The organism is Pseudomonas sp. AC136 (genome assembly GCF_979258585.1).
In genome coordinates, this window is record NZ_OZ409865.1 from 3,484,415 (window position 1) to 3,510,804 (window position 26,390).

The 26,390-nt window shown below is 61.1% G+C and carries 25 protein-coding genes and 1 tRNA gene; 12 read left to right on the plus strand and 14 right to left on the minus strand.

The features are described from left to right. Positions 1–4 precede the first annotated feature (4 nt). Entirely contained in the window at positions 5–784 is a 780-nt protein-coding gene (locus ACZZZU_RS15440; protein ID WP_122449787.1) for an exodeoxyribonuclease III, read from the minus strand. Positions 785–876: 92 nt separating this feature from the next. Between ACZZZU_RS15440 and pyrE the strand changes: the two genes are divergently transcribed. Further along, on the plus strand, positions 877–1,518 hold the full coding sequence (pyrE, locus tag ACZZZU_RS15445) for an orotate phosphoribosyltransferase (RefSeq protein WP_122492405.1): 642 nt from the start codon (positions 877–879) through the stop codon (positions 1,516–1,518). Positions 1,519–1,546: 28 nt separating this feature from the next. Then, positions 1,547–2,152, plus strand: a complete 606-nt coding sequence (locus ACZZZU_RS15450) for a DUF4124 domain-containing protein (RefSeq protein ID WP_122492406.1) — start codon at positions 1,547–1,549, stop codon at positions 2,150–2,152. A gap of 66 nt (positions 2,153–2,218) precedes the next feature. On the opposite strand, the gene argB is transcribed toward ACZZZU_RS15450, so the two are convergent. The 4 genes from argB to coaBC form a co-directional block, all read right to left on the minus strand. Then, positions 2,219–3,124: an acetylglutamate kinase gene (argB, locus tag ACZZZU_RS15455; RefSeq protein ID WP_108095068.1), complete on the minus strand. Its 906-nt coding sequence runs from the start codon at positions 3,122–3,124 to the stop codon at positions 2,219–2,221. A gap of 55 nt (positions 3,125–3,179) precedes the next feature. Continuing rightward, positions 3,180–4,577 carry a phosphomannomutase/phosphoglucomutase gene (algC, locus tag ACZZZU_RS15460; RefSeq protein WP_206000669.1) on the minus strand — a complete coding sequence of 466 codons (1,398 nt, stop codon included), beginning with the start codon at positions 4,575–4,577 and terminating at the stop codon, positions 3,180–3,182. A gap of 1,270 nt (positions 4,578–5,847) precedes the next feature. Then, entirely contained in the window at positions 5,848–6,303 is a 456-nt protein-coding gene (dut, locus tag ACZZZU_RS15465; RefSeq protein WP_463551114.1) for a dUTP diphosphatase, read from the minus strand. 30 nt (positions 6,304–6,333) lie between these two features. Further along, entirely contained in the window at positions 6,334–7,542 is a 1,209-nt protein-coding gene (coaBC, locus tag ACZZZU_RS15470) for a bifunctional phosphopantothenoylcysteine decarboxylase/phosphopantothenate--cysteine ligase CoaBC (RefSeq protein ID WP_463384428.1), read from the minus strand. A gap of 131 nt (positions 7,543–7,673) precedes the next feature. On the opposite strand from coaBC, the gene radC reads away from it, so the two are divergent. Beyond that, positions 7,674–8,348: a RadC family protein gene (gene radC, locus ACZZZU_RS15475; protein WP_122492410.1), complete on the plus strand. Its 675-nt coding sequence runs from the start codon at positions 7,674–7,676 to the stop codon at positions 8,346–8,348. A 56-nt stretch (positions 8,349–8,404) separates the two neighbouring features. On the opposite strand, the gene ACZZZU_RS15480 is transcribed toward radC, so the two are convergent. Beyond that, a complete protein-coding gene (locus tag ACZZZU_RS15480) occupies positions 8,405–9,991 on the minus strand; it encodes an ABC transporter substrate-binding protein (RefSeq protein WP_463551115.1) in 1,587 nt (528 codons plus the stop codon). 388 nt (positions 9,992–10,379) lie between these two features. Here ACZZZU_RS15480 and rpmB point away from each other — a divergent pair, with 388 nt between their 5' ends. Continuing rightward, entirely contained in the window at positions 10,380–10,616 is a 237-nt protein-coding gene (rpmB, locus tag ACZZZU_RS15485; protein WP_084303647.1) for a 50S ribosomal protein L28, read from the plus strand. Positions 10,617–10,627: 11 nt separating this feature from the next. After that, positions 10,628–10,783: a 50S ribosomal protein L33 gene (rpmG, locus tag ACZZZU_RS15490; RefSeq protein WP_108095062.1), complete on the plus strand. Its 156-nt coding sequence runs from the start codon at positions 10,628–10,630 to the stop codon at positions 10,781–10,783. Between the two features lie 142 nt (positions 10,784–10,925). On the opposite strand, the gene ACZZZU_RS15495 is transcribed toward rpmG, so the two are convergent. Next, a tRNA-Arg gene (locus tag ACZZZU_RS15495) sits at positions 10,926–11,002 on the minus strand. 377 nt (positions 11,003–11,379) lie between these two features. Between ACZZZU_RS15495 and gabD the strand changes: the two genes are divergently transcribed. Beyond that, positions 11,380–12,828, plus strand: coding sequence for an NADP-dependent succinate-semialdehyde dehydrogenase (gene gabD, locus ACZZZU_RS15500; RefSeq protein WP_122492412.1), 1,449 nt, complete (start codon positions 11,380–11,382; stop codon positions 12,826–12,828). 347 nt (positions 12,829–13,175) lie between these two features. Further along, the gene (gene gabT / locus ACZZZU_RS15505; protein WP_122492414.1) at positions 13,176–14,456 is read left to right on the plus strand and encodes a 4-aminobutyrate--2-oxoglutarate transaminase; all 1,281 of its coding nucleotides are present in this window, start codon (positions 13,176–13,178) and stop codon (positions 14,454–14,456) included. A 58-nt stretch (positions 14,457–14,514) separates the two neighbouring features. Here gabT and ACZZZU_RS15510 read toward each other — a convergent pair whose 3' ends face one another. Continuing rightward, the gene (locus ACZZZU_RS15510; protein ID WP_122492415.1) at positions 14,515–15,219 is read right to left on the minus strand and encodes an NAD(P)H-dependent oxidoreductase; all 705 of its coding nucleotides are present in this window, start codon (positions 15,217–15,219) and stop codon (positions 14,515–14,517) included. A gap of 75 nt (positions 15,220–15,294) precedes the next feature. After that, complete coding sequence (locus ACZZZU_RS15515) at positions 15,295–16,368, minus strand: fatty acid desaturase (RefSeq protein WP_463551116.1); 1,074 nt, start codon at positions 16,366–16,368, stop codon at positions 15,295–15,297. A 98-nt stretch (positions 16,369–16,466) separates the two neighbouring features. On the opposite strand from ACZZZU_RS15515, the gene ACZZZU_RS15520 reads away from it, so the two are divergent. Continuing rightward, the gene (locus ACZZZU_RS15520) at positions 16,467–17,483 is read left to right on the plus strand and encodes an AraC family transcriptional regulator (protein ID WP_122492417.1); all 1,017 of its coding nucleotides are present in this window, start codon (positions 16,467–16,469) and stop codon (positions 17,481–17,483) included. A gap of 448 nt (positions 17,484–17,931) precedes the next feature. Continuing rightward, complete coding sequence (locus tag ACZZZU_RS15525; protein ID WP_463552142.1) at positions 17,932–19,149, plus strand: methyl-accepting chemotaxis protein; 1,218 nt, start codon at positions 17,932–17,934, stop codon at positions 19,147–19,149. Positions 19,150–19,391: 242 nt separating this feature from the next. On the opposite strand, the gene ACZZZU_RS15530 is transcribed toward ACZZZU_RS15525, so the two are convergent. Further along, a complete protein-coding gene (locus tag ACZZZU_RS15530; RefSeq protein ID WP_463551117.1) occupies positions 19,392–20,084 on the minus strand; it encodes a Crp/Fnr family transcriptional regulator in 693 nt (230 codons plus the stop codon). A 109-nt stretch (positions 20,085–20,193) separates the two neighbouring features. On the opposite strand from ACZZZU_RS15530, the gene ACZZZU_RS15535 reads away from it, so the two are divergent. Then, the gene (locus ACZZZU_RS15535; RefSeq protein WP_463551118.1) at positions 20,194–20,718 is read left to right on the plus strand and encodes an Mpo1 family 2-hydroxy fatty acid dioxygenase; all 525 of its coding nucleotides are present in this window, start codon (positions 20,194–20,196) and stop codon (positions 20,716–20,718) included. A 15-nt stretch (positions 20,719–20,733) separates the two neighbouring features. Here ACZZZU_RS15535 and ACZZZU_RS15540 read toward each other — a convergent pair whose 3' ends face one another. The 3 genes from ACZZZU_RS15540 to ACZZZU_RS15550 all read right to left on the minus strand — a co-directional run bounded on the left by ACZZZU_RS15540 (position 20,734) and on the right by ACZZZU_RS15550 (position 23,043). Continuing rightward, positions 20,734–21,468, minus strand: a complete 735-nt coding sequence (locus ACZZZU_RS15540) for a hypothetical protein (RefSeq protein ID WP_122492421.1) — start codon at positions 21,466–21,468, stop codon at positions 20,734–20,736. A gap of 326 nt (positions 21,469–21,794) precedes the next feature. Then, positions 21,795–21,983, minus strand: coding sequence for a hypothetical protein (locus tag ACZZZU_RS15545; RefSeq protein WP_122492422.1), 189 nt, complete (start codon positions 21,981–21,983; stop codon positions 21,795–21,797). Between the two features lie 112 nt (positions 21,984–22,095). Further along, a complete protein-coding gene (locus ACZZZU_RS15550; RefSeq protein WP_122492423.1) occupies positions 22,096–23,043 on the minus strand; it encodes a LysR family transcriptional regulator in 948 nt (315 codons plus the stop codon). Between the two features lie 178 nt (positions 23,044–23,221). On the opposite strand from ACZZZU_RS15550, the gene ACZZZU_RS15555 reads away from it, so the two are divergent. After that, positions 23,222–24,283, plus strand: coding sequence for an HlyD family secretion protein (locus ACZZZU_RS15555; protein ID WP_463551119.1), 1,062 nt, complete (start codon positions 23,222–23,224; stop codon positions 24,281–24,283). A gap of 7 nt (positions 24,284–24,290) precedes the next feature. Next, positions 24,291–25,319, plus strand: coding sequence for a DUF2955 domain-containing protein (locus tag ACZZZU_RS15560; protein ID WP_463551120.1), 1,029 nt, complete (start codon positions 24,291–24,293; stop codon positions 25,317–25,319). Between the two features lie 87 nt (positions 25,320–25,406). Here ACZZZU_RS15560 and ACZZZU_RS15565 read toward each other — a convergent pair whose 3' ends face one another. Continuing rightward, a complete protein-coding gene (locus ACZZZU_RS15565; protein ID WP_463551121.1) occupies positions 25,407–26,390 on the minus strand; it encodes a sulfate/molybdate ABC transporter ATP-binding protein in 984 nt (327 codons plus the stop codon).

The window sequence follows — 26,390 nt, forward strand, 5'->3', positions numbered from 1 at the left end:
CGGGTCAGACGCTGAGCGTCCAGTCGTAGTCGACAATCAGCGCCGCATGCTGCGAGAACCGAGGCTGACGCGGCAACCGCGCCCCACGCACAAAACGGCGCAGGCCGGTGGTGAGCAATTGGTAGTCGTAGCGATAGCCGAGGTTTAACAGTTCGGCTTGCTCGCTGTTGGGCCACCAACTGAACTGATCACCTTCGCGATTCACTTCACGCAGGGCGTCGACATAACCCATGGTGCCGATAATTTCGTCCATCCAGGCCCGCTCAGGCGCCAGGAAACCAGGCTCTTGCTGGCAGTCGCGCCAGTTTTTCACGTCCAGTTTCTGGTGCGCTACGTACAGCGAGCCACAGTAAATGTACTCGCGACGCTTACGCCGTTGCTTATCCAGGTACTGGGCGAAATCGTCCATAAACTTGAATTTCTGGTTCAAGTTCTCATCGCCGTTCTGCCCGGTAGGAAGTAGAAGCGTGGCGATACTTACTTTGTCGAAATCGGCCTGCAGATAGCGCCCGTAGCGATCAGCTGTCTCGAAACCGAGCCCACTGATCACCGCCTTGGGTTGCAACCGCGAATACAGCGCCACACCACCTTGGTCTGGTACTTCTGCGTCGCTGGCGTAGAGGAAATAGCCATCCAGTTGGAGGGCCGGGTCGTCCAGTTCAAAGGCGGAGGCACGGGTGTCTTGCAGGCAGATGACGTCGGCATTCTGCGCTTGCAGCCAACTGAGCAAACCACGCTCGACTGCAGCCTGAATACCATTCACGTTCACACTGATGATCCGCATAAATGGCCCCCAAAAACACGTGCGTGTATGATACCCGAGCTCATCCTTATTAGCTAAACCCTCAGCTAAATCCGTGTGTTTTGGGGCTTTTTATGCAGGCGTACCAGCGCGACTTCATTCGTTTTGCCATCGAGCGCGGCGTGCTGCGCTTCGGTGAGTTCACCCTCAAGTCCGGGCGCACTAGTCCCTATTTCTTCAACGCAGGGCTGTTCAACAGCGGCTCGGCGTTGGCTCAGTTGGGGCGCTTCTACGCCGAAGCGGTTGTGGCCAGCGGCATCGATTTCGATGTGCTGTTCGGCCCCGCCTACAAAGGTATCCCGTTGGCCGCGACCACCGCGGTGGCCCTCGCCGAACACCATCAGCGCGATCTGCCCTGGTGTTTCAATCGCAAGGAAGCCAAGGATCACGGCGAAGGCGGCACACTGGTCGGCGCACCGCTGGCGGGTAATGTGCTGATCATCGATGACGTCATCACCGCCGGCACGGCCATCCGTGAAGTCATGCAAATCATCCAGGCCCAAGGCGCAACCGCAGCTGGCGTGTTGATTGCATTGAATCGCCAGGAGCGCGGCAAAGGTGAGTTGTCGGCCATTCAGGAAGTCGAGCGAGATTTTGGTATTCCGGTGGTCAGCATCGTTTCGTTGGAACAAGTACTGGAATACTTGGCCGAAGATGCTGAACTGAAGAAATACCTGCCGGCAGTCCAGGCATACCGCGCGCAGTACGGAATTTAAGTCTCAACCATGTCAGGGTGTTGTTTGCATGCTCAAACTGGACGTTATCCGCTGTTCGCTAGTCTTCAGCATGCTGCTGTGCGCGGGTGCTTCGGCAGCCGATAGTGCAATGCGCTTTTACCGTTACGTTGATGCCAAGGGTGTTACCGTTCTGGACCGTCAGGGCGTGCCGCCTGACTTGATTTCCAAGGGCTATGAGGTGCTCAACGACCAAGGCCGTGTCGTTCAGGTAGTTGCCCCGGCGCCCAGCCTGGAAGAGCGCCAGCGCGCCATTGCCGATAAAGCCCGCGCCAGTTCCGACGCTCAATTGCTGCGTTTGTATTCCACCACCGAAGACGTTGACCGCGCCAAAGCGCGCAAGCTGGCTGAGCTTGACGGCGTGATTTCCGTGGCGCGTGGCAACCTCGCGTCACTGAAAACCCAGCAAGCCAACCTGCAAGGTCAGGCCGCAGACCAAGAGCGCGCTGGCAAGCAGGTGCCGGATCATCTGGTGGCGCAAATCGAAAACCTCAAAGCAGAACAAGCCGGGCTTGAAGGCGACATCAAGCGCTACCTCGAAGGTCGCAAGCAGGCCGAGGCCAGCTTCGATTCCGACCGCGCCAGGCTGCAAACCCTGATAGGCCCGAAACAGTAAAAGCCCAAGGCAATAAATAAGCCCCGACGAGTCACCTCGCCGGGGCTTTTTTGTACCTGTTGCCGCTTAGTGATGCTTGCGGTTGCAGATCAGCGTGCCGACGCCGCTGTCGGTGAAAATCTCCAACAGCACGGCATTGGGTACACGACCGTCGATAATATGTGCGCTGATTACGCCGCATTGAACGGCCTCCAGCGCGCAACGAATCTTCGGAAGCATGCCGCCATAGATGGTGCCATCGGCGATCAGCGCATCCACTTGAGCAGTAGACAAACCGGTCAGCACATTGCCTTCCTTGTCCATCAAGCCGGCGATGTTGGTGAGCAGCATCAGCTTTTCAGCCTTCAACGCCTCAGCCACCTTGCCGGCTACCAAGTCAGCGTTGATGTTGTACGACTCGCCATTGGCGCCAACGCCGATTGGCGCGATCACGGGGATAAAGTCGCCCTTTACCAGCATGTTCAGCAGATCGGTGTTAACCCCGACCACTTCGCCCACATGGCCGATATCGATGATTTCCGGCTGGGTCATTTCCGGCGTTTGCCGGGTAACGGTGAGCTTTTTCGCACGAATCAGCTCGGCATCTTTACCGGTCAGGCCGATAGCACTGCCGCCATGGCGGTTGATCAGGTTGACGATGTCTTTGTTCACCTGACCACCAAGCACCATCTCCACCACATCCATGGTCGCTGCGTCGGTTACCCGCATGCCGTCGATAAAGTGGCTCTCAATGGACAAGCGCTTGAGCAGGTCGCCAATTTGCGGACCGCCACCGTGCACCACGACCGGGTTGATACCCACCGCTTTCATCAACACGATGTCTCGCGCGAATCCGGTTTTCAGCTCGTCGCTTTCCATGGCGTTGCCGCCGTACTTGATAACCAGGGTCTTGCCGACAAAACGTCGAATGTACGGCAAGGCCTCAGAAAGAACCTTGGCAACATTGGTGGCGGCATCGCGTTCGAGGGTCATGCGGGGCTCCAGCAAAACGGCAAAGCCGGCCGCGAGGGCCGGCTATACAGGCGGGTCAGAAAGGCAGGTTGAGGTCGGGTGCAGCGGTGTACAGCTGAGCGCGGAACAGCTCTTTGATGCGTTCCAGCTCTTCATTGGTGTCGGCTTCGAAACGCAGCACCAGCACCGGTGTGGTGTTGGAAGCGCGCACCAGGCCCCAGCCCTTCGGATAATCAACGCGAACGCCGTCCAGCGTGGTCACGCTGCCTTCGCCCCAATGACCATCACGCTGCAAGGCGTCGATGATGCCGAACTTGTTTTCGTCGGTAACGGTGATGTTGATTTCCGGCGTCGACACATCGCTTGGGAACGCGGCGAAGACCAGCTCGGCGTCGCGTTTGTCCTGGCTGAGAATTTCCAGCAGGCGGGCGGCGCTGTAGATGCCGTCGTCAAAGCCGAACCAGCGCTCTTTGAAGAAAATATGGCCGCTCATTTCGCCAGCCAGCAGGGCGCCGGTTTGCTTCATTTTCTTCTTGATCAACGAGTGACCGGTTTTCCACATTACCGGACGACCGCCGTAGCCGCTGATCAGCGCGCCCAAGCGACGGGTGCACTTCACGTCGAAGATCACGTCGGCGCCAGGGTTGCGCGACACCACGTCTTTGGCGAACAGCATCATCAAGCGATCTGGGTAAACGATGGTGCCTTTGTTGGTCACCACGCCTACACGGTCGCCGTCGCCGTCAAAGGCCAGGCCCAGGTCGGCGCCGGTTTCTTTCACTTTGGCGATCAGGTCTACCAGGTTTTCCGGCTTGCCCGGATCCGGGTGGTGGTTCGGGAAGTTGCCGTCGACGTCGCAGAACAGCGGAATCACGGTGCAGCCCAGGGCTTCGATCAGTTGCGGGGCGATAACACCCGCCGCGCCGTTACCGCAGTCCACGACCACTTTCAGCGGCTTGGCCAGGGCGATGTCGTCGCGAATCTGTTTGAAGTAGCGATCCAACAATTCAACTTGCTCAACGCTGCCTTGGCCGCTGCTGAGGTTGTTGGTTTCGATGCGTTCACGCAGCGCCTGAATTTGCTCGTTGGCCAGGGTGTCACCCGCGACCACGATCTTGAAGCCGTTGTAGTCAGGCGGGTTGTGGCTGCCGGTGAGCATCACGCCAGTTTTGCCGGCCAATACGTTGGCTGCGTAATACAGCACAGGCGTTGGCACCAGGCCGATGTCGCTGACAGCACAGCCAGCATCTACCAAGCCTTGAATGAGCGATTGCACCAGTTCAGGGCCGGACAGACGACCGTCGCGACCTACCGATACATTGGGCTCGCCAGCAGCGAGGCTTTCGGCGCCCACTGCGCGGCCGACCCAATACGCGGTTTCAGATGTCAGGGTGTCGCCAACTACGCCACGAATGTCATAGGCGCGGAAAATGCTGGCGGGCAAGTTGGGTGCGGTTTGCGGCACATTGCTCATAGCGGGGGCTTGCTCCAATCCCAGGAGATCCTGGTCTTCGTCGAGGATGTCGATATCGAGAATATCGGTTTCTTGAAAGAGAGGGTTCACCAGCTCGGCAGGCTCTACGGCGGCAGGTGCTGCCACTTTCGTGCCACTCGTACTGCTGCCAGTCGCCTTGGTCTCTTCAATGGGTAGTGGTGCGCTTTGCCGGCGAGGCATTCGCGCGAGTTTCTGAGCCAGCGCATTGAGTACTGGCGAGCGCAGGCTGAAGGCTTTGACGCTTTTGCCTGCAGAGAGTTCTTGTACTAATTGGGTGAGCTGTTCGGCGTCTTTACGCAGTGCACTTTGCTGGCGATTGTTGAGCCACATCAGCCCCAACAACGAGCCGGAAAGGGCTAAAAGCACGGCCAGCAGCAGCGGCATGGGCGACACCGGCGGCATCGACAAATCCGGGCCCGGCAAGAATTCGAGCTTCCAGTTCGAGTTGCCGCTGGTAAAAGCCAGCGGCGCGCTTTGTGCGTCTTGCCCGCGGGTGGCGAGCACTTGCGCCGGGCTCTGACCGAATTGCTGGGACAGGCGCAACTGACCAATGCCATCAGGCAGCGGTGGCAGAGCCGACAGCAGCCGTTGCAGATCGATGATCAGCAGCAGCGTGCCTTGCGAGGGTTGATCATCGTTCAGGCGTAGAGGCGCTGCGCTGTAAACCAACCAGCGCTGCCCGACTTTATAAGCTTCGGGCGCCGGCGTTTGCCCAGCCTCGACACGGCGCAGCAGGTCCATGGCGGCGAAGTTCATCGGCGCGGCGCGCGTGTTGTTTTGCGCCGCCTGGCCCGGCAGGTTGATGTAGGCATCCACCACGCCGTCCCAATAACCGAGGTCACGTTCAGCAGCGGTAACCATCTCGGGGCTCTGGCTTTGCAACGCCAATAGCAACTGCGGATTGCGTGCGGCGGCTTTGGTGTCAGCGCTCAACTGGCGCAATGCCTGCTGTAGCGCTGAGGCTTGGCTGCCGCCCCAGGCGTGGGCGAGTTCGTCCTGGGTTTTGGTTTGCGCGCTGGTCAGCAAGGCGAACCACAACACGGCGGCCGCCGCGAGCAAGCCGACAAAGGCGAAGCCAAGCCCGGGCAAGAGTTTTTTCAGCAACGGCTCTTCGTCCGCCTTTCTGGCGGTGGGGTCGGTCACTTGCGGTAGGGTTTCAGCGTCCTTGGCGGTGCGCTTGAAGAGTTTCAATCGGTATCTCCTCGGCGGTGCGTCCTGGCTTTTTTATTAGGGGAGCCGGGTGTATCGGTTATTGGCTACCTGAATGGCCGAAGCCACCGGCGCCGCGCTGACTCTCAACGAAGTGCTCAACCAATTCAAAGCGCGCTTGCACAACGGGCACCAGCACCAGCTGCGCGATACGCTCGCCGATGGTGATGGTGAACGGCGTCTGGCCACGGTTCCAGCACGACACCATCAGCTCGCCCTGGTAATCCGAGTCGATCAAACCGACCAAATTGCCCAGCACGATGCCGTGCTTATGCCCCAGGCCCGAGCGCGGCAAAATCAGGGCGGCGAGGGATGGGTCGCCGATGTAAATCGACAGGCCGGTCGGAATCAGCACGGTTTGCCCAGGCTCCAACACGTGGTCTTCCTGCAGCATGGCGCGCAGATCAAGGCCGGCCGACCCGGGCGTGGCATAGTCGGGCAGGGGGAAATCACGGCCAATCCGCGGGTCGAGAATCTTGGCTTGCAGTGCGTGCATGGGATGCTCTTAACAGGTGGTAGACAAGCGTCAGGCCCGGTTCAGGCGGTCGGCGATAAAAGCGATCAGTTGCCGGGCGATCTTGCCCTTGCTGGTTTGCGCCAAACTGCTTTGCTGCAAGTCGCGGTCAATGATGGTGATCGCGTTCTCTTCACTGTTGAAGCCGATGCTGGGGTTGGCCACATCGTTGGCAACGATCAGGTCGAGGTTTTTGTCTTTCAGTTTGCGAGCAGCATAGTCGAGCAACTTTTCAGTTTCAGCAGCGAAGCCGACGCTGAACGGCCGATCGTCGCGCTGCGCGAGGGTGGCGAGAATATCCGGGTTACGCACCATTTGCAGGAGCATGCCTTCGCCGGTCGACGGGTCTTTTTTCAGCTTGTGCTGGGCGACCACCTCGGGGCGGTAATCGGCGACCGCAGCGGCGGCGATTAGCAGGTCGCAGGGCATGGCGGCTTCGCAGGCGGCTAGCATGTCGCGGGCGCTGACCACGTCGATGCGGTTGACGCGATCAGGCGTGGGCAAATGCACCGGGCCGGTGACAAGCGTGACCTTGGCGCCGGCTTCCACCGCTGCTTCGGCCAGGGCAAAGCCCATTTTTCCGGAGCTGTGGTTGGTGATGTAGCGCACCGGGTCGATGTTTTCCTGAGTCGGGCCGGCGGTGATCAATACATGGCGGCCGGTCAGGGCTTCGCGCTTGAAGCAGTCGGCGGCAAGTTGGGCCAGGTCGTCGGGCTCGAGCATGCGGCCCAGGCCCACGTCGCCACAGGCCTGGCTGCCGGAAGCCGGGCCAAACATATGCAGGCCGCGCTCGATGAGCACTTGGCTGTTGGCTTGGGTGGCGTCATCACGCCACATGGCCTGGTTCATTGCTGGCGCCAAGGCCACGGGGGCGTCGGTGGCCAACACCAAGGTGGTGAGCAGGTCGTTGGCGATGCCTTGGGCCAGGCGCGCCATGAGGTCGGCGGTGGCGGGTGCGATCAGAATAAGGTCGGCCCATTTGGCCAGCTCAATGTGACCCATCGCGGCTTCGGCGGCGGGGTCGAGCAAATCCATATGAACGGGGTGACCGGAAAGGGCTTGCAGGGTGAGCGGCGTGATGAATTCGCGACCGCCCTGGGTCATCACCACACGGACTTCCGCACCTTGGTCGCGCAGGCGGCGAACCAGTTCGGCACTTTTATAAGCGGCAATGCCGCCACCCACGCCAAGGACGATGCGTTTCCGGTACAGCCGCTGCATAGGCCTGCCTTATATGAAGTGGACTTCGCCACGGGCGGCCTCCCCAGGCCGCCCGCCGCGCAAAAAAGTGGGGCTAAGATAGCACAGCGCCCGCAGTGGAACAGCGGGCTACATTCGACAAGGAGGGTTGTATGAGTATTCGCAATTGGCCAGCAGAAGAACGCCCGCGTGAGCGGTTATTGGAGCATGGCGCGAGCAGTCTTACCGACGCGCAATTGCTGGCCATTTTCCTACGAACCGGGGTCGCCGGAAGAAGCGCTGTCGACCTGGCGCGTTTGCTCCTCGATGAGTTTGGCGGCCTGCGCGCTTTGCTCGAAGCAGACCAGAGCAGCTTCAGTTCCCACTTGGGATTGGGCCCCGCCAAGTACGCGCAATTGCAGGCGGTGCTGGAGATGTCACGCCGTCATCTGGCCGAGCACCTGACCCATGAATCGGTGTTGGAAAGCCCGGCCGCCGTGCGTGAATACCTGATCGCGCAGCTTCGCCACGAAGCGCACGAAGTGTTTGGCTGCCTGTTTCTGGATTCCAAACACCGCGTGCTGGCCTTCGAGGCGTTGTTCCAGGGCACCATTGATGGCGCCACCATTTACCCGCGCCAGGTGGTGAAACGCGCGCTGGCTCATAACGCCGCAGCGGTGATTTTGTGTCACAACCATCCCTCCGGCGTCGCCGAAGCCAGCCAGGCGGATCGGGTGCTGACATCGCAATTGAAAGCGGCTTTAGCGCTGATTGATGTGCGAGTGCTCGACCATTTCATCATCGGCGAGGGCTCGCCGTTATCGATGGCGGAATGGGGACTTATGTAGGCAGATGCGCGGGAAAGGCAAGGCGTAGGGAATGGCCCGCTACGCCTTTTCATGCATTACGGCGCGAGGGAAATGCGTGAGAAGTCCTGGCGGCCGAATGGGCTGACCTGATATCCCCGTACGTCTTTTCGCGTTAAAGCCGTTGCCGTGGGATGAGCCAGCGGCAACCACAAGGCTTGCTGCTGGATCTGTGTTTGCGCCTGCTGATAGAGCGCGATGCGCTTGTCTGTATCGCTGGTGCCTTTGCCGTCGCTGATCGCCTGGTCCAACGCTTTGTCGCAATAGCGGGCGAAGTTGGTGCCCGACTGCACGGCGGCGCAGGAGAACTGCGGCGTCAGGAAATTGTCCGGATCGCCGTTGTCGCCTGCCCAACCCATAAAGAGAAGGTCGTGCTCGCCGGCTTTGGCGCGGCGCACCAACTCGCCCCACTCGATTACGCGGATTTGCGCGCGAATGCCAACTTTCGCCAGGTCTGCCTGCAATAGCTGCGCGCCGAGGCTGGGGTTGGGGTTGAGGAGACTGCCGGTTGGGCGGGTCCAGATCGTCGTCTCGAATCCGTCTTTCAGCCCGGCCTTTTCCAGCAAGGTTTTGGCTTGCTGCGGATCATGGGCGTAGCCGGGTAACGCTTTGGCGTAGCTCCAGGTGTTTGGTGGGAACGGGCCGTTGGCTGCGATGGCGCTGTCTTCGAAAACGGCCTTGAGGTAGTTGGCTTTGTCGAAGGCCAGGTTGATAGCCTGGCGCACCTCCGGTTTATCCAACGGCGGGTGCTGACTATTAAAGGCGACGAAGGCGGTCATGAAGGCCGGCGTCGACACCACGTTCAGCGCTGCATCTTTGCTGGCAGCGCTGACATCCAGCGGTTTGGGCGACAACGCTATTTGGCACTCGCCGCGCCGCAGCTTTTGCAGCCGCACATTGGCGTCCGGGGTGATGGCGTACACCAGCGCATCAACCTTTGGCTTGCCGGCGAAGTAGTCCGGATTGGCCGCGTAACGCACGACGGCATCTTTCTGAAAGCGCTTGAAGACAAACGGGCCGGTGCCAATTGGCTGGGCGTTAAGTTTTTCCGGCGTGCCGGCCTTTAGGAGTTGCCCGGTGTACTCGGCGGAATAGATAGAAGCGAAGCCCATGCTCAGCGTGGCGAGGAAAGTGGCTTCCGGGTGGTTGAGGGTAAAGCGCAGGTGTTGGGGTGAAGGCGCCTCAACCTTCTTTATAAGAGCCGGCAGTTGCATCGACTGCGCGTGGGGAAAACCGCTTTGCGCCACTTTGTGCCAAGGGGTGTTGGGGTCGAGCATGCGCTGGAAGCTGAACAGGGCGTCGTCGGCATTAAAGTCGCGGGTCGGCGTGAAGTAGTCGGTGCGGTGGAACTTCACGCCTTGGCGAAGGGTGAAATCGTAGGTAAGGCCGTCGTCCGACACGGTCCAGCTTTCTGCCAGGCTCGGTACCAGCTTGCCGGTGGCGGCGTCGAATTCGACCAGACGGTTCATTAATACGTCCGCCGAGGCGTTGGTAGTGGTCAGGGTGTTGTACTGAACCACATCGAAACCCTCAGGACTGGCTTCGGTGCACACACTCAACGTGGCGGCTTGCAGGGCCGAACTGAACAGCGGAATTACGAACAGCGACAGGGCGGCGCGGCGCATCGGCAGACTCCTTGAATGCATCGCCAGCAGTAAGCGGCGAGTCGGCGGCCCATCCGCAGGGCCGGGAATAACGCGAGCGGTCTACCCTAGACCATGGGGCGCGGCAGAACAATCGATCTCGCCTGACGAGTGGTTGAGCCGCCGATGGCGCTTGTTGAAGCGGTTGCAGGTAGAATGCTCGCCCCCATTTGGCCAGCAACGGTAGTTGTCCTTGTTGCTCTGGGGGCTTTCTGGTATAAAGCAGCGCTCTTTTCTAGGGGCCCGGTTCCTTCGCTTGTAGGTGTGGCCGGTAAGACCCTGAAGAAACGCGGCGCAGAGCGCCAAATGACTTTGAGTTTAAGCGGCCAACCCATGCCGGGTTGGGCATGTGGTTTTAGAGGGCTGATGTATGTCGAGAGTCTGTCAAGTTACCGGTAAGGGTCCGGTAACCGGGAATAACATTTCCCACGCTAACAACAAAACCCGTCGCCGTTTCCTGCCAAACCTGCAGCATCACCGCTTCTGGGTTGAATCGGAGAAGCGTTTCGTGCGTCTGCGCGTCACTGCCAAAGGCATGCGTATCATCGACAAGCGTGGCATTGATGTCGTGCTGGCCGAAATCCGCAGCCGCGGCGAAAAGGTTTAAGGAGCTAAATCATGCGTGAATTGATCCGTTTGGTGTCGAGCGCCGGTACTGGCCACTTCTACACCACCGACAAGAACAAACGTACTACCCCGGACAAAATCGAAATCAAAAAATTCGATCCAGTTGTTCGCCAGCACGTGATCTACAAGGAAGCCAAGATCAAGTAATTGATCCGGCCCTTGCCCAAAAAGCCCCGCACATGCGGGGCTTTTTGTTTTCTGCTGATTTGTAGCTGAGCGCTCGGTTTTCGTCTCCAGGCGCCAGAAACGCAAAAAGCCCCACGCGCGAACGTGGGGCTTTTCATTTATATGGTGCACCAGGCGGGATTCGAACCCACGACCCCTGCCTTCGGAGGGCAGTACTCTATCCAGCTGAGCTACTGGTGCAGCGCGGGCGCCATGATACGCATGTCGCTCGCAGGCGTCCATGCCGAGGTGTTTTGTTCGCGATATCAAACGAAAGTACTAATCCCTACACCTTCTTGCTCAGAAAACGACCACCTTTTGCGTGTTTTCGTATATTTTTTCGAACAGCCTATTGCCCTTTGGCAGTGACGACCCTAGGATTCGTTTGAGATTTCAAACGCCCTCGACGCTCATGGCCGCAGACCGAACCAAGCGATCTGCAGCTGTTCCAAAAGCCCGTCATCAGCGCTCAATTCGTTCCACGTGTTATCCACTATTTCTCGCCGCAGCGCACACTCGCTGCGGCGGCTTACAACAATTTTGCCCGCCGCTCTGCTGGTGGGCTAAAGGAGACGGCTATGCAACTCAAAGACGCTCAATTGTTTCGCCAGCAAGCCTTTATCGACGGCGCGTGGGTAGACGCGGACAGCGGCCAGACCATCAAGGTCAACAACCCGGCCAACAATGAAATTCTCGGCACCGTGCCGAAGATGGGCGCGGCTGAAACCCGTCGCGCCATCGAGGCTGCCGACAAAGCGCTGCCGGCCTGGCGTGCACTGACCGCCAAAGAGCGCTCCAACAAGCTGCGTCGCTGGTTTGAGCTGATGATCGAGAACCAGGACGACCTCGGCCGCCTGATGACCCTCGAGCAAGGCAAGCCATTGGCCGAAGCCAAAGGCGAAATCGCCTACGCCGCTTCCTTTATTGAGTGGTTCGCTGAAGAAGCCAAACGCGTGTATGGCGACGTCATTCCAGGCCACCAGCCGGACAAACGCCTGATCGTGCTCAAGCAGCCAATTGGCGTTACTGCGGCCATCACGCCGTGGAACTTCCCCGCCGCGATGATCACCCGTAAAGCCGGTCCGGCCCTGGCCGCTGGCTGCACCATGGTGCTCAAGCCCGCCAGCCAAACGCCGTACTCCGCTCTGGCGTTGGCCGAATTGGCGCAGCGTGCCGGCATTCCGAAAGGCGTGTTCAGCGTGGTTACCGGCAGCGCCGGCGACATCGGCAGCGAGCTGACCAGCAACCCAATCGTGCGCAAACTGTCGTTCACCGGCTCGACTGAAATTGGTCGTCAGCTGATGGCTGAATGCGCCCACGACATCAAGAAAGTCTCGCTGGAGCTGGGCGGCAACGCGCCGTTCATTGTTTTCGACGACGCTGATCTGGATGCCGCCGTCGACGGCGCGATCATTTCCAAATACCGCAACAACGGCCAGACCTGCGTCTGCGCCAACCGTCTGTACATTCAAGACAGCGTGTACGACGCGTTCGTGGAAAAACTCAAAGTTGCCGTGGCCAAGCTGAAAATCGGCAATGGTCTGGAAGACGGCACCACCACCGGCCCGCTGATCGACGACAAAGCGGTCGCCAAAGTGCAAGAGCACATCGCTGACGCCATCAGCAAAGGCGCCAAAGTGGTTTCCGGCGGCAAGGCTCACAGCCTGGGCGGCAGCTTCTTCGAGCCGACTATTCTGGTAGACGTGCCGAAAACCGCTGCCGTCGCCAAGGAAGAAACCTTTGGCCCGCTGGCGCCGCTGTTCCGCTTTAAAGACGAAGCCGATGTGATCGCACAGGCGAACGACACCGAATTCGGGCTGGCCTCGTACTTCTACGCTCGCGACCTGGGCCGTGTGTTCCGCGTGGCTGAAGCGCTGGAATACGGCATGGTCGGCATCAACACCGGTCTGATCTCCAACGAAGTGGCGCCATTCGGCGGCATCAAGGCCTCGGGTCTTGGCCGTGAAGGTTCGAAATACGGCATCGAAGACTATTTGGAGATCAAGTATCTCTGCCTCGGTGTGTAACTAATCGACCTCCGGGTCGTCGGCCATACGGCGTTGAAGTGCTGCCTCAGATGCTCACGTACGAATGTACGCTGCGCTCTTCGCCAGCATTTCGCCTTGTCTGGCCTTAGCCCCGAAGCTCTCGAGCGGCGTTAAGCCGAAGAGCACAAAGAGCAAAAGCATTAAGACGTTATTGAAGTACCCCAGGGCGGAACCAACGAGCCGGCCCGCCCGGGCAGCAGCACCGCACTAAAGAACCTGAGCAACCGGCAGGGCGTGGCAGTCGATCATCGTATGCTGCCGCGCCTTTCCCCGATTGCGTTTATCCCACTGCGCCGCCCGATGAAGCGGCGAATGAGGACCGAAACATGAGCAAGACTAACGAATCCCTGATGCAACGCCGCATGGCCGCCGTACCGCGCGGTGTGGGCCAAATTCACCCGATTTTCGCTGAGCGCGCCGAAAACGCCACCGTGTGGGACGTTGAAGGCCGTGAGTTCATCGACTTCGCCGGCGGCATCGCCGTGCTCAACACCGGCCACCTGCACCCCAAAGTGGTTGCAGCGGTGCAAGAGCAGCTGACCAAGCTGTCGCACACCTGCTTCCAGGTACTGGCTTACGAGCCTTACGTAGAGCTGTGTGAAGAAATCGCCAAGCGCGTTCCAGGCGATTTTGCCAAGAAAACCCTGCTGGTGACGTCCGGTTCCGAAGCCGTCGAAAACGCCGTGAAAATCGCCCGTGCTGCCACTGGCCGCGCTGGCGTAATCGCCTTCACCGGCGCTTACCACGGCCGCACCATGATGACCCTGAGCCTCACCGGCAAAGTGGTGCCGTATTCCGCTGGCATGGGCCTGATGCCTGCCGGCGTTTACCGTGCCCAGTCGCCTTGCGAGCTGCACGGTGTGAGCGAAGACGAGTCCATCGCCAGCATCGAGCGCATCTTCAAGAACGACGCGCAGCCGTCCGACATCGCCGCCATCATCATTGAGCCGGTGCAGGGTGAAGGGGGTTTCTACACCAACTCCAAAGCCTTTATGCAGCGCCTGCGCGCCCTGTGCGACCAGCACGGCATTCTGCTGATCGCCGACGAAGTGCAAACCGGCGCTGGCCGTACCGGCACTTTCTTCGCCACCGAACAGCTGGGCGTCATTCCAGACCTGACCACCTTCGCTAAATCCGTCGGCGGCGGTTTCCCGATTTCCGGCGTCAGCGGTAAAGCCGAAATCATGGACGCCATCGCACCGGGTGGCCTGGGCGGCACCTATGCCGGTAGCCCGATCGCCTGTGCGGCCGCGCTGGCCGTGCTGAAAGTGTTTGATGAAGAGAAGTTGCTGGAACGTTCGCAAGCCCTGGGCGAACGCCTGAAAGCCGGCCTGCGCGACATCCAGGCCAAGCATTCGGTTATTGGCGACGTTCGTGGTTTGGGTTCGATGATCGCCATCGAGCTGTTCGAAGGCGGCGACACCCACAAGCCGGCGGCTGAGCTGGTTGGCAAGATCGTGGCGCGCGCCCGTGAAAAAGGCCTGATCCTGCTGTCGTGCGGCACCTACTACAACGTCATCCGTTTCCTGATGCCGGTCACCATTCCTGATGCACAGCTCGACAAAGGCCTGGCCATTGTTGCCGAGTGCTTCGACGAACTCGCCTAGGGCTCACCAGCTCGGCAGTGTTGAGACCCGCTTCGGCGGGTCTTTTTTTTGCCTGCGGTTAAGCCAGCGGCTTTAGCTGCCGATCAAACTCGGCCATTTTTGGGAACACCAGCGGCTGCGCGTTTTCAAGCCCGAGCAGGCGCTCGCGGTAGTCCGCCAGCATCGCCGTGCGGGCGTCGGCGTCGATATACGGCACGTGATACGCCGCGAACGGCGGCAGCACGCTAAAGCCGGCATACGCCAGCGTGCCGCGTTGCAGGTGGCGCAGCATCAGGTTCAGTTCGCCGTGAATGGCCTGCTCATCGGCAAACATGTGCGGCTGCGCGCCGATGGTGAAACTGAGCAGGGCTTTCTTGCCGCTCAGGCCGCCTTTGTCATAGAAACGCAGGCCGCCGTAGCACACGCCCGACACCAGTACGCGGTCGATCCAGCCTTTGAGAATGGCCGGCACCGAGCACCAGAAAATCGGGAAATTGAAAATCACCAAGTCGGCGGCCAGCAGCTTTTCAAGCTCGGCGGCGATGTCTTCGGCGAGTGCGTTCTGACCGTGGGCGTGGCGCTGCTCCAGGGCGTACACCAAGTAGTCCGGATTGCTGCGCGCCTGGAAGTCGGCAGCGCTGGCCACCGGGTTCCAGTTCATTGCGTACAGGTCGGACACCTGAACCGTGTGGCCGGCGGCTTCCAAGGTGCTGACGGCCAGGTCTTTCATGGCGGTGCAGAACGATTGCGGCTCGGGATGGGCGTGGACGATAAGTACATTCATGGTCGTGGTCGGGCCTGTTGCGATAGACGAAAAAAGCGGCGCCGAAGCGCCGCTGCATGACGGTGGCGAAACCGATCAGGCGGTTTGCGTTTGCTGCGTTGCCGGTTTGCTTTCGGTGGTGCGGGTCCAGCGATTGGCCCGGGCAAACGTGCCGAAGTCATTGAAGCGCACACCCGCTTCGCGCATCACTTTGTGCGCAAACGGCACGGTGAGCTGACGGATATAGAAGGGCTCTTTCACAACAAAGTGGTGAATCGCGTGGCTGCTGCCGAAGTTGAAGCAGAACGCTTGCAGCGGCCACATCCACCACGGGTTCAGCACCTGGCATTGCTGGATCACATTGCCCGGCTCGATGTCGCCGTAGTAGTGCATGTTCGAGCTGACAAAGTGCAGGCAAAAGGTGCGCAGCACGTTGGGGCCAACCAGCACGACGACCGCGATATTGACGATGTTCATCACGTCCAGCGTGGTGGCCGACCACTCAATCGGCGAGCCCAGCAGGGTGGCGACGAAGGTGCTGAGGTGAAAGCCCAGAAACACGTACCAGGTGCCCCAGTTCAGCAGCCCCAACGGTGCGTACACCTTCAGGGTGCGGCTGACGATCATCCACTTGTGGCTCCAGGTTTTGGCGCGCAGGAAGCGAATGAACGAGGACATCATGTTGTCGCCCACCATCAGCAACCGTGCGATGCCCCACGGCTCGCCGTTGGTGATGGCGCGTTCTTCCATGTCGGTTTCAGTGCCAGACACTTTGTGGTGATTGAGGTGCAGATGGCGGCGCACCCACGGGTTGATGGTGCTTGGGCGAGCCAGCCACACCAGAGCCATCATCAGGTTGTGCGGCACGCGTTGTTTGCGAAAGTACATGGAGTGGATCAGGTCATGTTCCAGCTCGTGGGTCAGCGAGGCGAAGAACGCGTTGAGCAGCAAGCACGCCCACCAGGCCATGTAGCCTTCGATATACAGCGCGGCGCTGCCGATCATGCCGGCCAGGGCGAAGGCGAGAATGCCGGCGCCGAGGGCGTCCTGGTGCTTAAGAATCGGGAAGCGCTGGCGCAGCTCGACGCCGTGGGCCATTACCACTTCGCGAATATGCGCAGCGCGTTGTTGCGCATTCTGGTTCACGGGGCTTGCAGGAGAGTGGGACATGCTTACATCCTCTAATTAACGTGAGGCTACTGTGCCGGGCCGGGCGCCCGCCGGCCTGACCTCGAACGCCAACCTGTTGACCGGATGCGCCAATCTGCATGACTGCTGAACCCACCACCCTCGCCAGCTGGACCCGGGCACTGCGCAAGCAGCTCGACGCCCTGGGCCTGGATAGCGCGCAGCTGTGCCTGGACGCCGGCCTTGATCCCGCCTTGATGGAACACCCCAACGCGCGCTATCCGCTGTCGGCCACCACACGGCTGTGGCGCCTGGCTGTCGAGGCCAGTGGCGACCCGGCGCTGGGCTTGAAAACCTCGCAATACGTCAGCCCCACCAGCTTTCACGCGCTGGGTTATGCGTTGATTGCCAGCGGCAGTTTGCGCGAGGTGTTCGAACGCATCGTGCGCTATCACCAAGTGGTCAGCGATGCCCTCAGCCTGGAATTGAAAACCCTGCCCGATCGCTACGAGTTCTACCTGAAAGTGCCCCTCGGCGGCCCGGCGCCAGCGCCCGAGGCGATTGATGCGTTTATCGCCATTTACGTGCGCACCTGCCGCAACCGCCTGGGTCGCGACTTCGCGCCGCTGGCCGTGCACCTTCGCCGGGCAACGCCCGCAGACCCGACGCCGTGGCAGGAAGCGTTGCGTGCGCCGATCCACTTCGGCGCTGCCCAGGACTTTCTGCAATTTCCCCGGCAGCCGTTCGACAACACCCTCGAAGACGGCAACGAAGAGCTGGCCGAGCACAACGAAACCGTGCTCAAGCGCACCCTCGAACAGCTTCAGCCCGTGACCTGGCGGCGCCGTGTTTGTGCCTGCCTGGAAAGCCAGTTGCCCAACGGCGAGCCCTCGGCCGAACGCATCGCCAGCAGCTTGCACCTGAGCCTGCGCAGCTTGCAGCGCCACCTGGCCGACGAAGGTTGCAGCTATGAGCAGTTGCTCAGCGAAACCCGGCAGAACCTGGCGCTGCAACACATGCGCGACCCGCATTGCTCCATCAGCGAAATCGCCTACCTGCTGGGCTTTGCCGACAGCAGCAGCTTCAGCCGCGCGTTCAAACGCTGGACCGGCCAGGCGCCGAGCCAATACCGCGACGGGCTATTAGCCAAGCCGTGACGCACCCCGTGCTAAAGCCTACTGGCAGCTCGGCCGATGACATGCTCGAATACTCGACCGTTGCGTTGCCAGCACCATAAGAACAAGAGGTTTGCCGATGCGCCCCGCTTACTCTCGCCGCCCGTGGGTCTGCCTGCTGCATGCTGCCGGGCTGGCCGTGCTGATGGTGGTTTACCAACAAACCCAGCTGCCGCTGTACCTGAGCATTCCCGCGTATTTGCTGCTGGCGCTGTGGCCATGGCTTGGCCCATGGGAAACCCCGGCGCTCGACGACAGCGGCCCGGCACAAGCGCCGCAGGCATTCAGCGAACTCAGCCAGAAACTCTCGCGCAGCACCTGCAATAACGCGCTGTCGGCGGCCCAGGTGGCGTTTGGCGTGCAACAGATGGCCGACAAGCTTCAGTCGCAACTGCACGCCGTCGAGCAGATGAGCGTCGGCGCTCAGGCCATGACCGACACCGAACAGGCCAGCGCTCAGCGCGCCGAACACACCCTCAGCGCCGCGCAAGCGGTTCGCCAGCGCAGTGCTGACGGCCAGCAAGCCTTGCAGCAGGCCATCGCGCGCATGCAGCAACTGAGCGTGCAAGCCGGCGACAGCCGCACGTTGATGGACGGCTTGAGCAGCCGCACCGAGCAGATTCAGCAAGTGACCCAAGTGATTCAATCCATCGCCAGCCAGACCAACCTGCTGGCCCTCAACGCCGCCATCGAGGCCGCCCGCGCAGGCGACCAGGGCCGTGGCTTTGCCGTGGTCGCGGACGAGGTGCGCAAGCTGGCCGGGCGCACGGCCGAGGCCACCGAAGAAGTCGCGCAAATCGTCACCGACATCCGCCAGCAAAGCAGCGCCGTGGTCAGCCACATTCAGCAGCAAGCCAGCGAACTCGACGGCGCCGCCGCGCAAGTTGAAGCCAGCGGCGAGCACTTGCTGGGCATTACCGAATTGGCCAGCGAGGTGCAAAGCCAAGTCGATGCCATCAACAGCGGCACCGAGAGCAACCACCAGCAGCTGTCGGCGTTATTCAGTGCGCTGGAACAGTTGCGCGGCGACGTTCACGGCAGCGAAACGCAAACCCGCGAGCTGGCCCTGGCCGCGCAGCGCTTGGTCGGCCAGGCGGAAACGGTGAGCGAGCAACTGGCCGAGGTGGGCTTGGATGACTACCACCAACGCATCTACGACCTGGCCCGCGAAGGCGCTGCCGCCATCGCGGCACAATTTGAAGCCGACATCCAGGCGGGGCGTGTCAGCCTCGGCGACTTGTTCGACCGCAGCTATCAGCCCATCGCCAACAGCTTTCCGGCCAAATACCGCACACGCTTCGACGCCTATGCCGATCAGGTGCTGCCCGCTATTCAGGAGCCGCTGCTCTCGCGCCACGAAGGCCTGGTCTTCGCCATCGCCAGCACCCCGGACGGCTACGTGCCCACCCACAACCGCGCCTTCAACCACGCCCCCACCGGCGACCGCGCTGTGGACACCCTGAAAAGTCGCAGCAAACGGCTGTTCAGCGACCCCACTGGTATTCGCTGCGGCAGCCATGAGCAGGCGCTGCTGCTGCAGACGTACAGCCGCGATACGGGGGAGTTGATGCACGATTTGTCGGTGCCGATTACGGTGCAGGGACGGCATTGGGGCGGGTTGCGGCTGGGGTATCGGCCGCAGGGGTGATGGGGGCGCGGGTTGGTCACGATTCTTCGTCGGATCCAGTATCTCGGATGAAACGCAAATCGCCGCCCATCGACCCCTTACGCCACCCCACAAAACCCGAGGCTGGCGAACCGTCGGACCACCGCCTACCTGGGATGACGGAGGTTTGGAGAAAAAATACCGTCATTCCCGCGCAGGCGGGAATCCAGAATCTCGGATGAAACCCAAATCGCAGCCCAACAACCCCTCACGCCAAAACCCCATCACACCTCCCCCTCCGCCACCCCCCGCAACCGCTCCAAATCCACAATCTCAATCTCCCCATACGTCAGCCGCACTATCCCCTGCGCCTGCAGTTCCTTGAGTATCTGGTTAGTCGTCTGCCGAGAAATCGCCAGCATCAGCGCTAGCTGTTCCTGGGCCAAATGCAGCACCCGCCGCGTGTCGCCCTCGCCGTAGTTGTCGGCAATCATCAACAGCCGCTGGGCCAGGCGTGGCGCGGCGGGTAGCAGGCTGATCTGCTCCAGGGCGATAAACGCCAAACGCAGTTTCTGGCTCATCAACAGGGCGAAATCGCGCCAATAGGCGGGCTGGCGTTGCAGCATCGCGTTCAGTGCACCTTGCGCCACGTGCAGCAACACGGTGGGCCCCTCGGCAAAGGCGTCGTGGGTGCGGGGCTGGCCGTCGAACAGGGAGATTTCGCCGAACCAGTAGGGCGGCTCAACCAGCGTCAACAGCGCCTCCTTGCCGTTAACGCTCACCGCCCCCACACGCATGGCGCCTTCCACAACCGCATACAAGCCGCATGGCTGATCACCACGGTGAAACAACCGTTCGCCACTTTGCAGGCGGCGCACTTGAGCCTGGTTTAGCAGTTCGTCTTGTAGCGATTGCGGCAGGTGGCTGAACCACTGGCCGGTGCGCAACAGGGGCAGGTAAGGCGAAACGTCATTCATGGCTGGTCCGGGTGCGGGCTAAGGTTTGTCAGGTACCTGACAGAGTTGCAGCTTACTCAACCTGCATGATTCATCCAGCCCGAATAGAGGCAGCCTCCGAGGACATAAAATGAAAACCCTGACAGACCATCTCGCCCAATACGCCGCCTACCACCGCGACCGGCGCAATATCTTCACCCACTTCATTGGCGTGCCGATGATCGCCTTTGCCGTCACCGCCTTGCTCTCGCGCCCCGGTTTCAGCGCCTTTGGCCTGTGGCTGTCGCCCGCCACGCTGTGCGCGCTGGCGTCCGCTGTGTTCTACCTGCGCCTGGAAATGCGTCTGGGGTTGCTGATGAGCGCCTTGCTTGGGCTGAGCCTGTGGGGCGGTGCCAACCTGGCGGCGGAAAGTACGCTCGTGTGGCTGAGCGCCGGCGTGGGCCTGTTTGTGGTGGGTTGGATCATTCAGTTCGTTGGCCACTACTACGAGGGCCGCAAGCCGGCGTTTGTCGATGATCTGTCCGGCCTGATCATCGGCCCGCTGTTTGTGGTCGCCGAGCTGCTGTTTCTGGTCGGCATTCGCGACGACCTGCGCCAGGCCATTGAAGAGCGTGCCGGCCCGACGCACATTCGCGGCAAAGACGCCTTGGTATAAGGCGTCTGGCCTAGGCTACTTCGCGGCCATCAACTGATCGCTCATGGCCCGTGCATGGCGGTCGACGATGGTGGGCGCGAAGGGCCGGCCGGAAAGGCTGGTCATCGCCGTAACGCCGCTGTTCATGTCCGCCAACGCCACGCGCAGGTAGCTCCAGCGCGTGTCGAGCTTCTTCTTCACCGCTGCGTCCTGCTCGGCCAGCGCGTTCATCTGCTGATCAATTTCCGGCACTAGCAGGCGCTCGTCCTGACCGATGTACTGGTCGGCGTGTTCGCGCGCCAGCTCAAAGCTGCCGACGTACGAGCGGAACAGGTACTGCACCGACAGGTACTCGAGCTTTACCGGCAGATCCTCTTCGGGCGTGGCTGGCGTCAGACCGTGGGCGCTGATGAGGAAATCGCGCAGGGCTTTGCTTAGTTCTTTCTGATAGCCCCATGGCACGTCTTCCTCGTTGGGGCCGAAAGAAACACCGCGTTTGATTTGGGTAACAAGGTTCTGTTGAGCGCTGCGCAGCTCGGCGCTGGCCTGCGGGCTGCTTTGAACGGCGGCGGCGAGGGCGGCGAGGTCGCTGTCGACCCGTTCGCTGTAGCTGGCCTGATAGCCTTCGCCGCGGTACAGCAACAGGCTGCCTACCGCGCGGCAGGCCTGAACCTGCATGTGTTGCTGTGGTGTAGCGGCCGCTGCCGGGAGGCTGGCCAGTGCGGCCAACAGGCAGGCGAGCCAGACGTGAAGCATGGACGTACTGCGCATACCGAGGTGCTCCTTATTATTTTTTTGAGCAGTGCGGACTTAGTTTCCCCGCGCGTAGCGTACTGCACTGCAACGCTAAGGAAATTAGCCCCAAAGAGTGATTTGCGCCGGTATCGGTCATCCATTCGCACGTTCGCCGCACTTAAGTGCTACTGCGCCAGCGCAGCCCACGGCTGACCGGCCTTGGAGCAAGGCGAGCGGGGTTGCGCAGGCGAAAAAAAACCGCTCAACCAGAGGTCAAGCGGCGGGGAAGTGACATTGACTGAGGAGCTACCGCCATCAACGTCAGGAGAACGGGTGGGGCGCGAGGTATGGCGCCCGGACTTTCAGCTGTCTTGTGCGGCCTTATCGGCGGCTTTTTGGGCAGCGACGGCTTGGTCAGTGGCGCCTTGCGCCTTTTCTTGGATTGCCGCATTACGCGCAACAAAGGCCGGCGACTCTTCAGCCAAAGTGAGTTGCGAGAAAAACAGCGAGTTGGTGGCGAAAATGGCAGTAAGCAATAAGGTACGTGTCATGGTGTGATCCTCAAAACGGGCTCATCGGAGAAAACGTGGCCAGTCTAGCGAGGCGCTTGGGCGGGAAAAATGCCGAATTTGGTGATGCGTTGTTACCTAAAGCGCAACAGTTTTAGGGCGCCCAGTGGGCTGGATCATCCAGAATCGCCTCGTCTTGAGCGAACAGCGGCGGCAATTGTTCCTTCAGAAATTCCACCCAGGTTTTGATCTTGGCATCGAGGAAACGCCGCGACGGGTACAGCGCATAGATGTTGCGCTCGCGCAGCCGATATTGCGGCAGCAGGCGAACCAGGCTGCCGTCGCGCAGCGAAGGGCAGGCGACAAAGGAGGGCAGCAGGCAAAAGCCCATGCCGGCCTGCGCGGCTTTAGCCAGCGACTCGGCGATGTTCACTTGGAAGGCCTCGGTGGGCAGTACTTCGTAGCTGCCGTCGCCGTCTTCGCCCCCATCGAGAACCCAGTTATCGACGTACAGCGGATCGAGCAGTCGCAAGTAGCGGTGCTCGCGCAGTTCGGCCGGGCTGCGCGGGGTGCCGTGTTTGGCCAGGTAGGCCGGCGCGGCGCAGAGCACGCTGTACATCGCGCCGAGGTTTTGCGCCACCAGTTGTGAGTCGGGCAGCTCACGGGCGAAGGCGATGATGACGTCGTGGCCGTCTTCGATGGGGTCGGGGTTGCGCTGCGACAGCGTCAGATCGACCACCACTTGCGGGTAGCGCTCGGCATAAATCGCCACCAACTGAGTGAGGTGCTGCAAGCCCAGGCCGGTCATGGTGTGCACCCGCAGCCGACCGCTGGGAATCAGGTGCGCGCCGCGCGCTTCGGCGGCGGCCTCGTCCACTTCGCTGAGAATTTGCCGGCAGCGTTGCAGGTAGCGCTCGCCGGTTTCGGTCAGGGCCAGGCGCCGCGTGGTGCGGTGCAGCAACCGCGCGTGCAGTTGTTGCTCCAGCTCCGACACCAGCCGCGACACCTGCGCCGTGGAAAGCCCCAGCGCCTGCGCGGCGGCGGTAAAGCTGCCGGTGTCGATGACACGGGCGAACACACGCATGCTTTGAAAGGTGTCCATCGACGGTTCTCCGGTAAGCGGGTGACGCGGCCATTATTGCGCGGTGGGTAAGGCTGCTCTACCAAACACGCTGATTATCTGCCGTGGACGGCAAAATATACTTGGACGCGTGAGCTGTCATCGCTTCGGCTTCGCCGAGAGCGGTCTTCCCGTCTCGTCTATTTTTCCAGGGGTGTGCATGACTGCTGAGCAACGTTTTGCTCGTCGCGTGCGGGTCGCGATTGCGGCCTTCGTCGTGCTGTTTGGCTATTTTCTGGCCGCCGATTTATGGATGCCGATAACGCCGCAGGCGCAACTGACGCGCCCGGTTTTACGCATTGCTCCGCGGGTGAGCGGGCAAGTCTTGGATATCGCCGTAGGCAACAACGCCCATGTGCAAGCCGGGCAGTTGTTGTTTCGCCTCGACCCCGAGCCGTTCCGCCTGGCGGTGCACGCGGCCGAGCTGGCGCAGGAGCAGGCTGAGCAAAACAACGCGCAACTAGACGCCGCACTCGCCGCCGCGCGGGCCGACCATCAGGCAGCGCAAGCCACGGCCAGCGAGTTGCAGCGTGAAGGCGCGCGGCTGGGCAAGTTGCTGGCCACGCAGCATGTGTCGCGGCAACTGTACGAACAAACCACTTCGCAGACGTCGGCCGCGCAAGCGAAGGTCAGCGCGGCGGCGGCACGTATTCGCGAGCTGACGGTGGAGCGCGGCGAAGCCGGCAGCGGCAACCTGGCGCTGCGCCTGGCGCACAACGCGCTGGAACAGGCGAAGTTGCAACTGGCCTACAGCGAAGTGCGCGCCGAGCGCAGTGGCACGCTGAGCAACTTGCAGTTGTCGCCGGGCGCGTATGTGGCAGCGGGCAGTGCGGTGGCCGCGCTGGTGGCAGACCAGGCGGACATCAGCGCCGACTTCCGCGAGAAATCGTTGCGCTATGTGCACCTGCAAGACGCGGCGTCGGTGGTGTTCGACGGCCTGCCGGGCCAGGTATTTGCCGGCACTGTCAGCGCCGTCGATGCCGGGGTGAAGGAAGGCCAACTGGAAGCCAATGGCGACCTCGCCGCGCCGGCCATTTCCGATCGTTGGGTGCGCGATGCTCAGCGTCAGCGCCTGCATGTGGCCTTGGCGCAACCTTTACCGCAAGCCTTGCCCAGCGGCGCCAAGGCCACGGTGCAGTTGTATCCGCATGACGCGCCGCTGGCGGCTTTTTTCGGCCGGGCGCAGATCCGCCTGATCAGCCTATTGCACTACATCTACTGAGGCGGCCATGAACCTGCCCGCCCTTACCGACAACGGCCTGCGCCAATGCCTGCGCCTGGCCACTGGCGGCACGCTGGGGCTGCTGATCAGCAAATTGATGGACTGGGACAACGGCTCGTTTTTCGCCGTGTACCCGATGTTGCTGTTGGGACTGACGCCGGTCATCAACGCCCATGTGATCCGCCAGTTCCTGGCCCAGGCGGTGGTGGCGTGCCTGGAAGTGCTGCTGATTTACGGCCTGTTCGGCGACCGTCCACTGCTGATTGTGCCGCTGGTATTCGCCTCGTTCTTCTGGCGTTTCCGGCTGATGGCACAGGGTCCGTTATTTATGTTCGGCGCGTTGGGCTGCGTGTTTTTATCGATGCTGCTGCACTTCGCCAGCTACCCGGACACGCACCTGTACGACCTGCTAGCCAGCAATCTGGTGGCGGCGGTGCAAACGGTGCTGATCGCCTGGCTGATGTTCTTTTTGTTCCCCGACGTGGAACCGCGTCCGGCCAGGCCGCCGGTGAGCAAAGACCTGCCCAGCCAGCGCCACGAAGCGCTGCTTGGCGCGAGCATCGCCACGCTGTCGTTCATGCTGTTTCAAAGCGCCGATTTGCGCGATTCGCTGTCGGCGCAAATCGCCTCGATTCTGGTGCTGTTCCCCATGCACTGGCACGGCATCCGCTTCGCTGGCCGCATCCGCGCGTTGGGCACGCTGCTCGGTTGCGCAGTCGGCATGACTTTGCAGCTGGTGCTGTACGACCACTACAACGTGCTGCCGCTGGTGACGTTGCTGTACTGGATCGCCACGTTCTTCTGCGCACGCATTCATGTGCGTGAAGGGGCCCAAGGCGTGGGCTTTGGCGCGCTGACCACCATCGCGATTGTGTTCGGCCAATACCTCACACCGCACCAGGACATGATGTTCAGCCTGGCGTATCGCTTGAGTTCGGTGTGTATGGCGGTGTTCGTCACGCTGCTCGCCGTGTTCGCGCTGCACCGGTTTTTTAATCGGTTTGCGGCATTTAGGCATGAGAGTCATGAGCGGTAGGGCAAAAGCATCGAGGCTGAAGCCTCTCCCACAGAATCGCGGAGCGTTTGTAGGAGAGGCTTCAGCCTCGAGCTTTTGATCGTGCTTTTACAGCTGCTTCTGCCACACCTTCGGCTTGAAGAACAACGTCTCGCCCTTGGCCAACCCGGTCAGGCTGTCATGGTCTTTCACCACTTCGGCTTCGATCAATTCGTCCTGCCCAGACACTTTCAAGGTCACCCGCGTGGTCGCGCCCAGTGGGCGGATGTCGCGGACTTCGGCGGCGTGGTGGTCTTCGATTTCCTGGCGCGACAGCGAGATTTCGTGCGGGCGGAACAGCACGTGGTTGTCACCGTCTACGCGCAGGCGGTTGGAGTCGCCGAGGAAGTGGTAGACGAAGTCGCTGGCCGGGTTTTCGTACACCTCGCCCGGTGAGCCGATCTGTTCGATCACGCCCTTGTTCATCACCACAATGCGGTCGGCCACTTCCATGGCTTCTTCCTGGTCGTGGGTCACGAATACCGAGGTCAGGTTGATGTCTTCGTGCAGGCGCGCCAGCCAGCGGCGCAGCTCTTTACGCACCTTGGCGTCGAGGGCGCCGAAGGGTTCGTCGAGCAGCAGCACTTTGGGTTCCACCGCCAGGGCGCGGGCCAGGGCGATACGCTGGCGCTGGCCACCAGAGAGTTGCTCCGGGTAGCGGTCGGCCAGCCAGTCGAGCTGCACCATGTTCAGCAGCTCATGCACTTTTTCAGCGATGCGGGTTTCGGTCGGGCGCTCGCCCTTGGGCTTCATGCGCAGGCCGAAGGCCACGTTGTCGAACACGGTCATGTGGCGGAACAGCGCGTAGTGCTGGAACACGAACCCGACGTTGCGATCACGCACGTCGTGGCCGGACACGTCTTCACCGTGGAACACGATGCTGCCGTTATCCGGTGTTTCCAGGCCGGCAATAATGCGCAGCAGGGTGGTTTTGCCGCAGCCGGACGGGCCGAGCAGGGCCACCAGCTCGCCGCTCTGGATGTCCAGATTGATTGCGTCGAGCGCCTTGAAGGCGTTGAAGTTCTTACTGACGTTACGGACTTCGATACTCAT

Excerpts from the sequence above, each read along its gene's own strand:
- ACZZZU_RS15440 (WP_122449787.1), bottom strand. The coding sequence starts at position 784 with ATGCGGATCATCAGTGTGAACGTGAATGGTATTCAGGCTGCAGTCGAG.
- pyrE (WP_122492405.1), top strand. The coding sequence starts at position 877 with ATGCAGGCGTACCAGCGCGACTTCATTCGTTTTGCCATCGAGCGCGGC.
- ACZZZU_RS15450 (WP_122492406.1), top strand. The coding sequence starts at position 1,547 with ATGCTCAAACTGGACGTTATCCGCTGTTCGCTAGTCTTCAGCATGCTG.
- argB (WP_108095068.1), bottom strand. The coding sequence starts at position 3,124 with ATGACCCTCGAACGCGATGCCGCCACCAATGTTGCCAAGGTTCTTTCT.
- algC (WP_206000669.1), bottom strand. The coding sequence starts at position 4,577 with ATGAGCAATGTGCCGCAAACCGCACCCAACTTGCCCGCCAGCATTTTC.
- dut (WP_463551114.1), bottom strand. The coding sequence starts at position 6,303 with ATGCACGCACTGCAAGCCAAGATTCTCGACCCGCGGATTGGCCGTGAT.
- coaBC (WP_463384428.1), bottom strand. The coding sequence starts at position 7,542 with ATGCAGCGGCTGTACCGGAAACGCATCGTCCTTGGCGTGGGTGGCGGC.
- radC (WP_122492410.1), top strand. The coding sequence starts at position 7,674 with ATGAGTATTCGCAATTGGCCAGCAGAAGAACGCCCGCGTGAGCGGTTA.
- ACZZZU_RS15480 (WP_463551115.1), bottom strand. The coding sequence starts at position 9,991 with ATGCGCCGCGCCGCCCTGTCGCTGTTCGTAATTCCGCTGTTCAGTTCG.
- rpmB (WP_084303647.1), top strand. The coding sequence starts at position 10,380 with ATGTCGAGAGTCTGTCAAGTTACCGGTAAGGGTCCGGTAACCGGGAAT.
- rpmG (WP_108095062.1), top strand. The coding sequence starts at position 10,628 with ATGCGTGAATTGATCCGTTTGGTGTCGAGCGCCGGTACTGGCCACTTC.
- gabD (WP_122492412.1), top strand. The coding sequence starts at position 11,380 with ATGCAACTCAAAGACGCTCAATTGTTTCGCCAGCAAGCCTTTATCGAC.
- gabT (WP_122492414.1), top strand. The coding sequence starts at position 13,176 with ATGAGCAAGACTAACGAATCCCTGATGCAACGCCGCATGGCCGCCGTA.
- ACZZZU_RS15510 (WP_122492415.1), bottom strand. The coding sequence starts at position 15,219 with ATGAATGTACTTATCGTCCACGCCCATCCCGAGCCGCAATCGTTCTGC.
- ACZZZU_RS15515 (WP_463551116.1), bottom strand. The coding sequence starts at position 16,368 with ATGTCCCACTCTCCTGCAAGCCCCGTGAACCAGAATGCGCAACAACGC.
- ACZZZU_RS15520 (WP_122492417.1), top strand. The coding sequence starts at position 16,467 with ATGACTGCTGAACCCACCACCCTCGCCAGCTGGACCCGGGCACTGCGC.
- ACZZZU_RS15525 (WP_463552142.1), top strand. The coding sequence starts at position 17,932 with ATGACCGACACCGAACAGGCCAGCGCTCAGCGCGCCGAACACACCCTC.
- ACZZZU_RS15530 (WP_463551117.1), bottom strand. The coding sequence starts at position 20,084 with ATGAATGACGTTTCGCCTTACCTGCCCCTGTTGCGCACCGGCCAGTGG.
- ACZZZU_RS15535 (WP_463551118.1), top strand. The coding sequence starts at position 20,194 with ATGAAAACCCTGACAGACCATCTCGCCCAATACGCCGCCTACCACCGC.
- ACZZZU_RS15540 (WP_122492421.1), bottom strand. The coding sequence starts at position 21,468 with ATGCGCAGTACGTCCATGCTTCACGTCTGGCTCGCCTGCCTGTTGGCC.
- ACZZZU_RS15545 (WP_122492422.1), bottom strand. The coding sequence starts at position 21,983 with ATGACACGTACCTTATTGCTTACTGCCATTTTCGCCACCAACTCGCTG.
- ACZZZU_RS15550 (WP_122492423.1), bottom strand. The coding sequence starts at position 23,043 with ATGGACACCTTTCAAAGCATGCGTGTGTTCGCCCGTGTCATCGACACC.
- ACZZZU_RS15555 (WP_463551119.1), top strand. The coding sequence starts at position 23,222 with ATGACTGCTGAGCAACGTTTTGCTCGTCGCGTGCGGGTCGCGATTGCG.
- ACZZZU_RS15560 (WP_463551120.1), top strand. The coding sequence starts at position 24,291 with ATGAACCTGCCCGCCCTTACCGACAACGGCCTGCGCCAATGCCTGCGC.
- ACZZZU_RS15565 (WP_463551121.1), bottom strand. The coding sequence starts at position 26,390 with ATGAGTATCGAAGTCCGTAACGTCAGTAAGAACTTCAACGCCTTCAAG.